At 64.6% G+C, this 12,854-nt stretch carries 8 protein-coding genes; 3 read left to right on the forward strand and 5 right to left on the reverse strand.

Annotated features, from left to right (window positions below):
* Positions 1 to 28: 28 nt before the first annotated feature.
* The 5 genes from IE075_RS11285 to IE075_RS11305 form a co-directional block, all read right to left on the reverse strand.
* A complete protein-coding gene (locus IE075_RS11285) occupies positions 29 to 1,885 on the reverse strand; it encodes an EAL domain-containing protein (protein ID WP_189456572.1) in 1,857 nt (618 codons plus the stop codon).
* Positions 1,886 to 2,438: 553 nt separating this feature from the next.
* Positions 2,439 to 5,669: a hybrid sensor histidine kinase/response regulator gene (locus IE075_RS11290; protein WP_189456574.1), complete on the reverse strand. Its 3,231-nt coding sequence runs from the start codon at positions 5,667 to 5,669 to the stop codon at positions 2,439 to 2,441.
* Between the two features lie 555 nt (positions 5,670 to 6,224).
* The gene (locus IE075_RS11295) at positions 6,225 to 6,722 is read right to left on the reverse strand and encodes a YgjP-like metallopeptidase domain-containing protein (protein ID WP_189456576.1); all 498 of its coding nucleotides are present in this window, start codon (positions 6,720 to 6,722) and stop codon (positions 6,225 to 6,227) included.
* 636 nt (positions 6,723 to 7,358) lie between these two features.
* Positions 7,359 to 8,864, reverse strand: a complete 1,506-nt coding sequence (locus IE075_RS11300) for a hybrid sensor histidine kinase/response regulator (RefSeq protein WP_189456578.1) — start codon at positions 8,862 to 8,864, stop codon at positions 7,359 to 7,361.
* Between the two features lie 69 nt (positions 8,865 to 8,933).
* On the reverse strand, positions 8,934 to 9,290 hold the full coding sequence (locus tag IE075_RS11305) for a hypothetical protein (RefSeq protein WP_189456580.1): 357 nt from the start codon (positions 9,288 to 9,290) through the stop codon (positions 8,934 to 8,936).
* Between the two features lie 429 nt (positions 9,291 to 9,719).
* On the opposite strand from IE075_RS11305, the gene IE075_RS11310 reads away from it, so the two are divergent.
* From IE075_RS11310 to IE075_RS11320, 3 genes are all read left to right on the forward strand, one after another.
* On the forward strand, positions 9,720 to 11,681 hold the full coding sequence (locus tag IE075_RS11310; protein WP_229792473.1) for a hybrid sensor histidine kinase/response regulator: 1,962 nt from the start codon (positions 9,720 to 9,722) through the stop codon (positions 11,679 to 11,681).
* A gap of 305 nt (positions 11,682 to 11,986) precedes the next feature.
* Positions 11,987 to 12,370 carry a DUF2382 domain-containing protein gene (locus IE075_RS11315; protein WP_189456582.1) on the forward strand — a complete coding sequence of 128 codons (384 nt, stop codon included), beginning with the start codon at positions 11,987 to 11,989 and terminating at the stop codon, positions 12,368 to 12,370.
* Positions 12,371 to 12,504: 134 nt separating this feature from the next.
* Positions 12,505 to 12,786: a WGxxGxxG family protein gene (locus IE075_RS11320; protein ID WP_189456584.1), complete on the forward strand. Its 282-nt coding sequence runs from the start codon at positions 12,505 to 12,507 to the stop codon at positions 12,784 to 12,786.
* The last annotated feature ends 68 nt before the right edge of the window (positions 12,787 to 12,854 follow it).

Genomic DNA, 12,854 nt, shown 5'->3' on the forward strand with positions numbered 1-12,854 from the left:
CAACATGCGCCACGGTGAGTTCACGTGATCAGCGCTCCCCAAACGAAGCACGGCCGCCGACTCGGGAGCCACTCGACCGCGTGTCGCCCTCGACTGACCGGCACGCGTGCTCGGCAGCGGCCAAGGCAGATTCCGCATCGGGCGCCCAAATCGTCTGGTTCAATAGCTCCGCGGGCACATGTGAAGCCGCGAAGCCCTGGCCGCCGATCAGAATCGCGGGGCAGTCGCTTCCCAATGACGCCCGCAGCCGTGCTACGGCGATTTTCACCTCGAGCACGTGTTCCGGCAGGGACGCGGACAGCCCGACGATGTGCGGTCTCCACGACCTGATGTGTTCAATCAAAACCTCTGTGGGCACGTTTGCACCCAGGCCGTGCGCGATCCAGCCTGCGCCATCGAATGCGTCCGACAGCATTTGCACTCCCACCGCATGATGGTTGCCTCGCACACACGCGAGCAGGGCTTTCTTTCCGTTCCGGTCGACTGCGGGCTGACGCGCGTGGAGTTCAACCATGATCGAAAGCGCCAATGAGGTTGCCAGGTGCTCCTCAGCCACACTGACCTGGCCGCGCCGCCAGAGCGAGCCGACGCGGTAGAGCGCGGGCCGGATCAGCTCGCAACCGACCTCGACCAGGCCGTGTCCGCGCGCCATCCGCCGCTCGATCAGGTGGATGCCCTCGCTGCGGGAGCCTGTCAGCAACGCGAGCACAAACGCGCTGCACTCGGGCCATGCCGCCGCGCAGGCGTGGTCGATATCGACGCGAACCGAAATTTCGGCCAGCTGCCTGAAGGCGCCACCGGTCGCCGCCCACAGCTTCTCGAGAGCAACCGGGGGCAATGGCCCGGAAAAGTAATACCCCTGTGCCTCGTCGCACTCGTGCGCCTGCAGAAACTGAATCTGTTCCGCAGTCTCCACGCATTCGGCGATGACCTTCAGGTCAAGTCGGTGCGCCATGTCGAGGATGGCCGCCGCAATTGACGCACCTTCAGCACTTTCGGTGACCTCGCGCATAAAGCTGCCATCGATCTTGACGGTGTGGAGGGGAAAGTGACGAAGGCACGAAAGGCTGGAATAGCCCGTGCCGAAATCATCGACTGACGACCTGACACCCATCGCGCGCAGGCGCTCGAGCATGTGGATGCTGTTGTCCGCATCGGCCATCGCCGCGCTCTCGGTGATCTCGAGCTCGAGCATGAATGACGGCACCCGATGGGTGCGCAGGGCGGCTTCCACGGTGCCGACCAAACCCGTGGTTCCACCGGCAAGCTCGGCAGCAGCGTCTGCGGCTTTCCCAGTAGCCGCGAAATTCGATCGCGCGATCTGCAGCGCGGAGACGTTCACGGCGATCGGCAGCGGGCATATACCGCGGGCACGCCATTCCGCAAGCTGCTTGCACGCTGCGTCGATGATCCAGGCGCCGACCGGCACGATCAGACCGGACTCCTCGAGAAGCGGAATGAACTCGCAGGGCGGCACCATGCCGTGGCCCGGCCGCAACCATCGGAGCAGGGCTTCGACGCCCGTCCAGGCTCCCGTCGTTAGCGAGACCTTGGGTTGGTAATGCAGTACGAACTCGCGGCGCGCGAGCGCCTCTCGCAGAGCGATCGTCAGCTCCGTTTTCGCGTCGCGTGGCTCGCGCTTGGCGGCCGCTTCCAACGGCAGGGCGTCGTGCCACCGAGCTTCAGTCTCACGCGCGGCCACGTTTACGCGGACCGCAGACGCATCTGCGTCGTAGACATCTGGCGCGCATAGACCGCTGCAAAGGCTGGCCGAGCAGGCCACCGGCTCCGGGCTGGGGTCAGACACATGATCCGTCCCATTCGGGATGTCTCTGGACGCCATCGCCTCCAGTGGAGTGATGTGTCCGTTGTCGATCGCGTTCATCGGGAAGAAGCCTCTTGGGACCAGCGGACGTCACGGACCAGAAGCAGGACCGGAGCGTCTGGCAAGAGGCTTAGGCGGTGCGACTGCAGCAGCGGGGCGCAGACGGGGAGCCCGATTGAGGCCGGGTGTGTCTGACGCGGGAGTCGAAGAACGTGTTTCCCCAACCAACCGGTATGCGCTTGATTCAACGGGCGCGCAAGTGCGCAATCCCGTCCTCCTGCCGGTTACGAGGGTCGTGTTCATTGAACACGCTTGAGCAACGACCGCGCGAGTGCGCTGCCCGCGCCGTGACGCGGCCCCACCGAGGCGGCCGGGAGATGAACGGTCGCTCCCCCATCTGCCGCACTACAGCCAGCGCACGCATCTTGCTCAGCCGGCAAGCCGCGCAATGCGGCTCCTGGTTTGGGGCCCGCCCGCGCGTATCCGCTCAAGTGCCGCAGGTGATCGGGCGGCACGCCCTCGACCCTGCGGCAACGGTGGAAGCTTTACCCGTACAGGCGAAGCCGCCTCCGGCAGTGAACATCGCGGCTTCGTGGGTCGCAGTGGCTGGCGTTTACTGGACATCGGCGGCGTGCCTCGTTGTCTGCGCGAGAAGTCCCGCCAGAACATTCGGGTCGACCGGCTTGACGAGGTGGTGATCAAAGCCCGCTTCGGACGTGCCTTTGCGGTCCTCGTCGTGCCCATAGCCGGTGATGGCAATGAGCATCGCCCCGGATGTCACCGGGTTGCGGCGCAGCTCGCGGGCCATGTCGTTTCCATCCATTCCGGGCAAGCCCACGTCGAGCAGGCAGGCATCGGGTTTTTCCGTGAGCGCGCGCTTCAGTCCCTCGGCTGCATCGTATGCCACATATGCCGTGTGACCGGATGCTTCGATCAGCATGGCGGTCATGGCCGCGGCATCGCGGTTGTCGTCGACGACCAGCACACGCAACGCCCGGGTTTTGGCGGTCAGTGCAGGTCGGGCAACCAACGTCGCGGTGGCACTGACCTTCAGCCGCGGGAGGCGAATCAGAAATTCACTGCCCGCGCCCAGCCCGGCACTGCTGGCACACACCGAGCCTTGATGCAGTTCGACCAGGCGCTTGACCAGCGCGAGCCCGATCCCAAGCCCGCCCTGTGCACGGTCGGAGGTTCGCTCGGCCTGCGCGAAGAGATCGAAGGCGTCCCGGACAATCTCCTGCGACATGCCGATACCGCTGTCGGCGACGGTAATGAGGATCGAGTCCTCGCCCATCTGGGTCTCGACCCGGATGCGGCCGCCTTCCGGGGTGTACTTCGCAGCGTTGTTGAGCACGTTCGCAAACACCTGCACCAGACGCTTCTCGTCACCGGCCACATGCGCGACGGCGGGCGCGAGTTGCACCGAAAGCACGTGCCCGCGCGCTTCAATCAGCGGTCGCACCTGTTCGAGGGCATGTGCAAGCACGTCCTTGAGGTCGACTTCCAGCACCTCGAGCGTGACGAGGCCGCGCGTTACCCGCGACACATCGAGCAGGTCGTCCACCAGACTCGTCATGTGCTTGACCTGCCTTGAAATGATCGCGCTCGTGGCGACGACACGCTCCACGTCGCCCGGCGTCAACGCCTGGATTTCGGCGGCCGCACGGATCGGCGCCAGCGGGTTGCGCAGTTCATGCGCCAGCATCGCCAGAAACTGATCCTTTCTTTCGTCCGCGGTCCGCAGTGCTTCTTCGGCACGCGCGCGCTCTACCGCCGTCCATACCCGGTCGGCCGCCTCTTTCAGCAGATCGAGCTCCGCCGTCGCCCACGCTCTCGGGGTGGATGAGCCGATGAACAGGCAGGCGATCGTCGGCCCTTGCTGGGTCAGCGGCACGACCACTGCCGCATGCACCTCCAGCGCCTGGAACGTCTGCCAGGTCTCAGGCCCGGCGGTGCGTGGATCCCGCGAGAGATCGTCGCTGACCCAGATGCCGCCGCTCTCGATCAGTTCGGCGTCGGACGCTTCGAACTCGACGGCCGCCGGTTGGAGCGGCGCATGCGTCGCTTCGTTCTCGAGGTACTCGGCGTGGAACCTCATTTTTTTCTGCAGGCGGTGGTATTCGCCGTATGCGAGGCGTGCTGCATGGAAGTGCCCGGCGATCAGTGCAGCGGATTGCCGGAAGATTTCCGTTGGGTCGTGAAGCGGGCGCAGCCGATCGGCCAGCTGCAGCTGGAACGCGCTGCGTCGCTTCGCCTCCGCGAGTTCTTCGAGCTTCTCTCCGAGGGCGCGTCGGGCGTTACAACCCTCAGTGACGTCCTGGCCCTGGTTGAAGATGCCCGTGACGCGTCCGTCGCTGTCGAAGATCGGTTGGAACAGCAGATCGAGATAGCGCTCTTCCAATGGTCCGTCGGGGGCGCGCTGGAGAGCGACCTGCCGCTCGGAGAGAACAATTGGCTTACCCGTCGCCAGGACCTCGGCAAATATCTCCTCAAAGCCTTGCCCGGCGATTTCGGGCAGTGCCTGCATGACGGGCCGCCCGATGACGTCGCGGTGGCCGACCAGCTGGTAGTACGCCTGGTTGACCGTATCGAAGACGCACTCTTTGCCCATCAGCACTGCCACGAACCCGGGCGCCTGGTCGAACAGCGTCTGCAGCTGGTTGCGCTCGACGCCGAGAATCCGCGTCATTGCTTCGTGCAACTGCGGCCGGTTGAATTCAGCGACGTCCGGAACGGCGTCGGCTTCCTTGCGCAGGAAGTAGTGCTGGCTCGCGGGGTCGAACCTGTAGAGGTCGGTGACGTCGATGGCATTCTGCGACACGTACAGGACGTTGCCGTCGGCATCGAGCACCGGCGTGTGCACAACGCTCCAGTAGCGCTCATCGAACACACGGCCTTCGGGTGTGTCGCGCGGTGTCGCGTAGCGGAGCAGGGGGCTGGTATGCGATCTGCCGGTCGAAACGGCGATATCGATGGACCGGGCGACTTCACCCGTGTTCGTCGACGCCGGATCGTCCGGGTTGGTCGGGAATGCATCGAACAACCGCTGCCCAACGACCGAGTCCACGCTGCGTCCGGCTGCAGTCAGGTACGCCGGGTTTGCGCCGAGGATGGTCTGGTCCTTCGCAATCAGCAGGTAGGGATAGGGCGACGCCTTGAAGAGAGCCTCGAAATCCAGGTGCGCGCCGCGCGGCTCGTCGGTCGGGCGGGCCGGCCCGTGCTTAGAGGCGTCGGCGTCGACATTGGAGCGGGCGCTCGTAGCGGGGCCGCGCAGCTGTGCTCCGCGCGACGGTTCAGCCCAGGCGGTGACCGAGCTCAGCGTGACAGTGCGATCGTCGGCGTTGACCGCCGCATAGCCCACGCGTGCCAGTTGCAGGAGAACGGAGTCGCTCAGCGCAGCAAGCGGAATGCGCGCCTCTCCAATGGGATAACAGGCCGGACATTCAGACGCGGGGATGGGCGCCTGCGTGGCGGCTGCGGCGACCCAGACGGACCCGTCGGCACCTTCGAACACCTGTGCCCGCAATGCAGCTGCAGCGTGGGCGCCAAGCACACCCGAAAGCGCACTGCCGCTGTGCGCACGCGGCTCGGCCGATGTGCCCTCCGGCCCGCCGTATGCGGCGAGCTGCATGGCAACCTCGAGGCGAGCGCGGGCATCGCCCGTGACGACCGCGAACCCTTGGCGCTTGATGCTGGACGCAACGGTAGAGGGAAGCTGCTCGACGTCCAGGCTGACGCCCGAACTGGCCTGGAGCACAGCGGAATACCTGGGAGCGGGGGGCTCCAGCAGCTCGGGAGAGAGGACGAGCACGCATTCAGCGCGACGGAAAACAAGAAGTTTCATGCTGCCACCTGAAGATTCAGTGGGCGGCGTAGGTCGCGGGGCAGTGCCAGTGCGGCGTGAAGCTACGTACAAGAAGCCTCAGGGGATAGACCGCCTGACGCTGCGCCCCCTCCGGGGGTGATCCGCGACGCATGTGACGTCGGGAACCAGTCACCCTACTCCCTATTCTCAAGAACCGAACGTCGCGGCTGAACGGCGAGCTTTAGAGCGGCGCGTCATCGCCGGTTGCTGGCTCTGTCGCTGAATGCTCGTCTGTTGTGGATTGGAGTCAGGCTTGTCGTCGACAGACGCGTTCGGTGACGAGTGAACCTCTCGAGCAGTGCCCGGAGGCTCCCGCTTCGATCAGGCGATCCTCGCGACACATCCACAACGGATTTCAGGATCGCGCTTCTCTGCTGCGAGGGTGGACGTGAATTTGAGAGAAGAAGCGGCCATGCACGACGTCCGCTTTGAGTCGCTAGCCGACGACCACGCGGGGCGGTTGTTCGTCGTGGAGTCGCCGAAAGCACATCTTCGTCTCAGCCAGCCCAGCCTTCGTGATGCGCCGGTAGCCCCTCAGCCCCTATCTGCGTCGAGATGAGTCAGATACAGGCGCAAATCGAACTCCAACTGGTGGTAGTCCGGCGCCATGTGGGTGCATAGCCGGTAGAACGATTTGTCGTGCTCGGCCTCCTTCAGGTGTGCCAGCTCGTGCACCACGATCATCTTCAGAAATTCAGCTGGCGCGTCCCGGAACACCGTGGCGATACGGATCTCGCGGCTGGTCCTGAGCCTGTCGCCCTGGACGCGGGAAATGGTCGTATGCGTGCCAAGCGCGTGCTTCATCACTTGCAGCTTGCTGTCGTAGACGACCTTGCCCAGCGGGACCGATTGGCGCAGGTGCCGCTCCTTGAGCGCCTGGACGTACTCGTAGAGCTGGCCATCGCTGCGGATGGCATGCGTCTGGTCGTACCTGTCGGCGAGCACCTTTCCCAACAGGCCCTGCTCGATCAGTGCCTGTACGCGAGCCAGCACGTGCGGTGGATAGCCAGCGAGATATTTCAAAGCTTTCATCGGAGCAACGCGCGAGAGCGGACGCAGGGCCGGAGGCGGCGCGAGCCGCGAGTACGATGGCGTTCGCCTTCGTCACTGCCGGGCATGTCCACGGATGAACTCACCCATGTTCGGGACGCCGCGCAAACTCGGACGAACTGTCACCGCTGAGCGAGTCAGCAAGCGCAGGTGGCGAGCCTCAAGGATACACAGCGACCGACACCCGCAGTTGTGCGCAGCGCCGGCGAAGCATTTCCATATCTGCCTGCCAAGTGACACCTGATGTCAATCTCGCTGAGGTCCGGCCCATCACGTCCGTGATCCGCACGTGGCGGCTCGGCCGGGGTTTCCGGAAGGCAGGACGCGGACCTCTGTCCTGCTGTGGTTGCTATGACGTCTCGTCCGCTTCCGGCCAGAAGCGGACCTCACCACGTCTTTGGCCGACCCGGACAAGGTTCCTGCATGTGCCGGTCCCGTTGATCAGGAGTTCCGGGCCGAGCTGACCAGGTCGCTGTTATTGACCAGGTCCGCTATCGACAGCAGTTCAACCTGCCACCGCCAGCAGGTGGTCGTCGCGCAGCCCGTCGCCACAGAAGCACAGCGCACGTTTGAGGGTTGGGATCACCGATTCCCCGAGCACCCACCGATGGTCACAGGCTATTCCGGCGGTCTTTTCGAGCGCGCGTGATCAGCAAGTAACTCAGCTAAAGCCGCTTGGTCCAGCGGCTTGGCAAAATGCTCGTCAAACCCCGCCTGGATTGCCCGCCTGCGATCCTCAGGTTGTCCGTACCCGGTTACGGCGACCAGAGTGAGCCGCCTCCAGGTGGGATGCATGCGGATCGCTCGGGCGAGCTCATACCCGTCCATTTCGGGCATGCCCACATCAAGCAGGCAAAGATCAGGCCGCTCCACGTCGATGCGCTTCAGTGCATCGACTGGACGGCCCTCGATGACGGCCTGATACCCCATCGCCTCGACCAGCATGCCAAGCATCTCGGCGGCGTCTTCGTTGTCGTCCACGATCAGGACCTTCAGGCGCTCACCCGCACGATCCTGCTGCTGGGCCGCGGGTGACGGGAGCGTTTTCGCGCCCCTCCGGCCCGCGGCCCGTGGCAGCGATACGGTGAAGCGGCTGCCCTTGCCGATGCCGGGGCTCTCAGCGCGGACGGATCCCCCGTGCAGCTCAACGATGCTGCGCACAAGGGAGAGGCCTATCCCCAGTCCACCGCCAGCGCGCTCTGGAGTTCGCTCACCTTGAACAAACAGTTCGAAGCATTGCTTGAGCAGCTCAGGCGACATGCCCGGCCCCGTGTCAGTCACCGAAACCTCAACCGTTTCCTGCGCCACGCGCATCGACACACTGATGCCGCCGCCCTCGGGCGTGTACTTGGCTGCATTGGTCAGCAGGTTGCTAAAGGTTTGCACCAGTCGTTTCGGATCGCCGTCGACCAAAGCCGCCAGCGGCGGCGCGTCCAGACTGAACTCATGCCGTCGCGCCTTCAACAGCGGACGCACCTGTTCGATGGACTCGAGCAACACCTGATGAAGGTCCACCTCCGACAGGTTGAGGTTGACCTCCCCGCGCGTCACCCTCGATACGTCGAGCAAATCGTCCACGAGACTTGTCATGTGGCGCACCTGACGGGCGATGACCGCGCCAGTTTTCTTCACGCGCTCCGCGTCGCCGCTGACCATCTCCAACAGGCTGGCACCTGCCGCGATGGGTGCCAGCGGGTTGCGCAGCTCATGCGCCAACATCGCCAGGAACTCGTCTTTTCGCCTGCTTACATCGGCTAGCTCCTGCTCGATGAGCCGCGCCTGCGTGACGTCGCGAAACAGTACGCCCAGGCGCGTGCTGTCCTCGGCGCCGTAGCGGAATGCGAAGCAGTCATACCACTTGCCTTGCGAAGCCGCCCCCTGTGTAAATCGGGCGCTGCGGCCCGTGCTCATCACCTGGGCGAATGTCTCGATCCAGCTACGTTCGATGTCCGGAAAAACATCCCTGAACGTGCGGCCGAGAGCGCCTGTAACTCCGCTCTGCGCCTCGAACGCTGGGTTGGTCGCAAGGTAACGGAAGTCGTAAGCGCGTCCTTCGTCATAGAGGGTCTGGAATACAACGAAGCCCTCGTCCATGGATTCGACCAGCGACTTGTCGGCAATCACCTTTTCAGTGGTTTCGGTGCCGACGCAAAAAACACCCTGGATGCGCCCTGACTCGTCACGTAGTGGGGTTTAGGAGTAGGTGAACCAGCCGATCGGGCGTGCCGGTCGGCCAGTAACGGGAATGGCCTGGTCTTCAAAGTAAAGCGACTTCCCGGCCATGACCTCTTCCATCAGAGGTCGGAAGTCTTCCCAGATCTCGCTCCAGACCAGTCCGAACGGCTGGCCGAGCGCCCACTCCTGCTTCTCGCCCAGGATGGGCAGGCTGGCATCATTGAATAGAAGGAGATGGTCCGAGCCCCAGAACACGAATACCGCCTGGGGAGCGGCAAGCATGAAGTCGACGGCGGTCTTAACGCTCTGGGGCCAATGCTCGATCGGTCCGAGCGGGGTCGATCCCCAGTCAAACTGCCGGATGCGCGCACCCATCTCTCCGCCGTCTACAGGCCAGACCATCGTGTGCCCAGTGGGTGCTTTGAACCTGCCATCTTAGCGAGTAGGCGTCGCCTCCGCCGTCAGGGGCGCCGGTCGGATCGTCGATTTTTGGGGACAGGGAGAGCGGGCTCCTTGGCGCCTCACCGGGTTGCAGCGCGGGCTGGGCACAAACGGATGGACCTCCTTGGAACGTCCGCATCGCATCGCAGGTGGACCTTGGCTGATCAACAACGGCAAGCTGGTCAGCGGCGGCCGGAACGCTGATGCGCCGATATCGGCGTACCCATCAAGCAGGACACCCGCGCGTGCGGGGTCTTCCGGCTCGGCCAGACTTCCTCCGCCGTCGCGGTCCATTTGCGCAAGGAACTGGGCAATCGCAGTGGAGCCGCTACCATCGGTGCCAGCTTGGAATCGACTGCCCAGATGAACCGCACTTCGTTCCTGTTCTCCGCGGGCACCTCTATGGCGGCACGTTGCCGTGAATATCCGTGGGCGACGTCAGCGCTCGGGGAACCGCATACGTGGGACTCGGCTTTGCAGACCCTGGTGCCGATCATCCTGGCGTCCAACCAGCCGATGTTTGTCGCCTGGGGCGATTCCCGGACGCTCATCTACAACGATGCGTATGCCGCGATCCTTGCAGATAAACATCCTGACGCGCTGGGCAAGGATCTTCTGGATGTCCTCCACGAAATCAGCGACGACATCCTCCCGATCGTGCAGCAGGCGTACAACGGCATCCCTGTCCAGATGGACGAGATCGAGGTGTGGCTGGAGCGGCGCGGGTACCGCGAGGAAACTCACTTCTCGTTCTTCTATTCCCCTGTCCGGGACGAGCAAGGGGATATTGGCGGCTTCTTCTGCGCGTGCAACGAAACCACCGCGCAGGTTTTCGCAGAGCGGCGGATTGCGCAGAGCGAGGCCCACCATCGCGGCGTCCTGGAGAACATGGACGAAGGGTTCACCCTCTTCGATCGCGACTTCACGATTCTCGAGGTAAACCCGACGGCCCTGCGATTGGTCGGGCTGACCCGCGAGCAGATGGTCGGCCAGAACCATTGGGAGCTTTTCCCGGGCACTCGGGACGGCGTCGTCGGGGCGCTCTACCAGCGGGTTCTCGCCGAGCAGCGACCGCTTCTGCTGGAGCACCTCTACAGCTTCCCGGACGGCCGCGAGGTCTGGTTCGAGCTGCGCGCGTTTCCAGTCGGTGACGGCCTGGCGGCCCTCTACCGTGACGTCACGGACAGAAAGCTGGCCGAGCAGGAGTTACGGGAGGCCAACCAGCGCAAGGACGAGTTCCTCGCGATGCTCGCCCACGAGCTGCGCAACCCGCTGGCACCGATCCGCGCAGCCGCGGACGTGCTTGCGATGCCGTCCACCGACGAGTCGCGGATCAGGAGGACGAGCGAGATCATTTCGCGTCAGGTCAAGCATATGACTAGCCTGGTCGACGATCTGCTCGACGTCTCACGCGTCACGCGGGGCCTGGTGGTGCTTGAGAAAGAGCGGGTCAGCCTGAAGTGGGCCGCGTCCACCGCGATCGAACAGGTTCGCCCGCTGATCGAAGCCCGCAAGCACCATCTGACCTTGCAATCACCGCCCGGCAATGCAGACGTCTCGGGCGATCCGAAGCGCCTCGTGCAGGTGCTGACCAACCTGCTCAACAACGCCGCCAAGTTCACGCCCGAAGGCGGCCACATCGTGCTGACGATCGAGGCCGAGGACGAGAAGGTCTCGATTACCGTCGCGGACGACGGTATCGGCATGTCGACCGACATGGCTCGCCGAGCGTTTGCGCTGTTTTCCCAGGCTGAGCGGGCGTCGGACCGCAGTCAGGGCGGTCTCGGCATCGGGCTGGCGCTGGTCAAGAGCCTGGTGGAGCTGCACGCGGGTACGGTGACGGCCACCAGCGCAGGGGCCGGCGCGGGCAGCCAGTTCACCGTCTGCCTGCCTAGGCAACGCGGCGAACCGAGCCGGGCACGTGACGTGGACGACGGGACGCGCGATGCCCCATCCAGAAAGCTGCGCGTGCTGATCGTCGACGACAACCAGGACGCGGCCACCATGTTGGAGATGTTCCTGGCGGCCTCCGGACACACGGTGATGACGGAGCACGGATCGCGGCAGGGACTGGAACGCGCACTGGCCGACCAACCCGATGTGTGCCTGCTCGACATCGGCCTTCCCGACATGGATGGCAATGAGCTGGCGCGGCGGCTGCGGGAAAGGCCGGAGATGGAGCAAACCGTTCTCATCGCCGTGACGGGGTACGGACAGGATTCCGATCGCCAGAGCACGGCAGCAGCCGGCTTCGACCATCACCTGGTCAAGCCGATTGATCCACTTGTGCTGACCCGGATTCTAGCTGCGGAAAAGGCGCGATAGACGGGGCTGACGATGTCCGCTTCGGGTCGGAAGCCGGCCTCGGCTATCTCGGGTCACGGCTTTCCCGCCCCTTAGGTGGCAGCTCAAGAAGGACGGACGGGAACGACCAGGCCCCGACCGGCGAAGAGCCAGTGCGTCGCTCGACGCACAGTGCCGGGCCTGCGCTCCACCGCGACGCGCAACCGGGCCTGGCGAGGAAGCTCTGCCTCATGCATAGCGCGCTCACCTGCTGCACGGCAGGGTGTCCCCGTCGATCGACGCCGGCGGACCGGCGGCCCGATCACCCCGCCGCCTTCGGAGTACCCATGGATAAGCGCATCCCCATCGTCGAAGAAAACCTGCACGTCCACACCCGCACCGTCGACAGCGGTGGCGTGCGGATTCGCAAGCACGTCGAGGAGCACCTCGAGCCGATCGAGCTGTCGCTGCATCGCGACGCCGTCGCCGTGCGCCGCGTGCCTGTAGACCGAGTGGTGGATGAGCCCGTCCCCACTCGCGAAGACGGCGACACGCTGATCATTCCCGTGCACGAGGAGCGGCTCGTTCGACAATGGGTGCTGGTCGAAGAGCTGCATGTCACTCGCCGGACGACGCAGGCACGTGCCACGGGCGAGGTGACACTGCGCCGCGAGTCCGTCTCCTTTGAGCGCACCCCGCCTGAAAACAGTGACGCGCCGCCCACGGACTGAACTGACGGCCGTCTATGTCGGCAGCGCAATGCAGGCCGCCGCGTGAATGAATGCTCGCGGCTGGTAACGCACCCACGACATGCCCCTGCCTAGGTTCAGCACGCGAATCCCTCGCAAGCAACTCGGAGCACCGTATGAAGGTACGTAAATCGCTGACCGTCGCCGCCACCGCCGCCCTGCTGGCCGGCGCATTCTCGATGCCGGTGGCTGCCCAGACAGCCGAGCCGACTGCGGATACGGCCGCGCCTGTCGCCGCAGACGCGCAGGACCGCAGATACGAGGCCGTCGAGGTCGAAGAGGACAACGACTTCCCGTGGGGACTGCTTGGTTTGCTGGGCCTGTTGGGCCTGCTTCGCAAGAACAAGGATGAGACGCGCGTCGTCCACAACGACAATGCGCCCGGAGCTCGTCGCTGACGTCAGCGCGTCGCACCCCGAGCCCAAGTCGAACATGCGCAGCGGTGCAAACCGCTGCGTTTTTTTTT

The organism is Cognatilysobacter bugurensis (assembly GCF_014652095.1).
GTDB lineage: Bacteria > Pseudomonadota > Gammaproteobacteria > Xanthomonadales > Xanthomonadaceae > Cognatilysobacter > Cognatilysobacter bugurensis.

Excerpts from the sequence above, each read along its gene's own strand:
- IE075_RS11310 (WP_229792473.1), top strand. The coding sequence starts at position 9,720 with ATGAACCGCACTTCGTTCCTGTTCTCCGCGGGCACCTCTATGGCGGCA.
- IE075_RS11290 (WP_189456574.1), bottom strand. The coding sequence starts at position 5,669 with ATGAAACTTCTTGTTTTCCGTCGCGCTGAATGCGTGCTCGTCCTCTCT.
- IE075_RS11320 (WP_189456584.1), top strand. The coding sequence starts at position 12,505 with ATGAAGGTACGTAAATCGCTGACCGTCGCCGCCACCGCCGCCCTGCTG.
- IE075_RS11285 (WP_189456572.1), bottom strand. The coding sequence starts at position 1,885 with ATGAACGCGATCGACAACGGACACATCACTCCACTGGAGGCGATGGCG.
- IE075_RS11315 (WP_189456582.1), top strand. The coding sequence starts at position 11,987 with ATGGATAAGCGCATCCCCATCGTCGAAGAAAACCTGCACGTCCACACC.
- IE075_RS11295 (WP_189456576.1), bottom strand. The coding sequence starts at position 6,722 with ATGAAAGCTTTGAAATATCTCGCTGGCTATCCACCGCACGTGCTGGCT.
- IE075_RS11305 (WP_189456580.1), bottom strand. The coding sequence starts at position 9,290 with ATGGGTGCGCGCATCCGGCAGTTTGACTGGGGATCGACCCCGCTCGGA.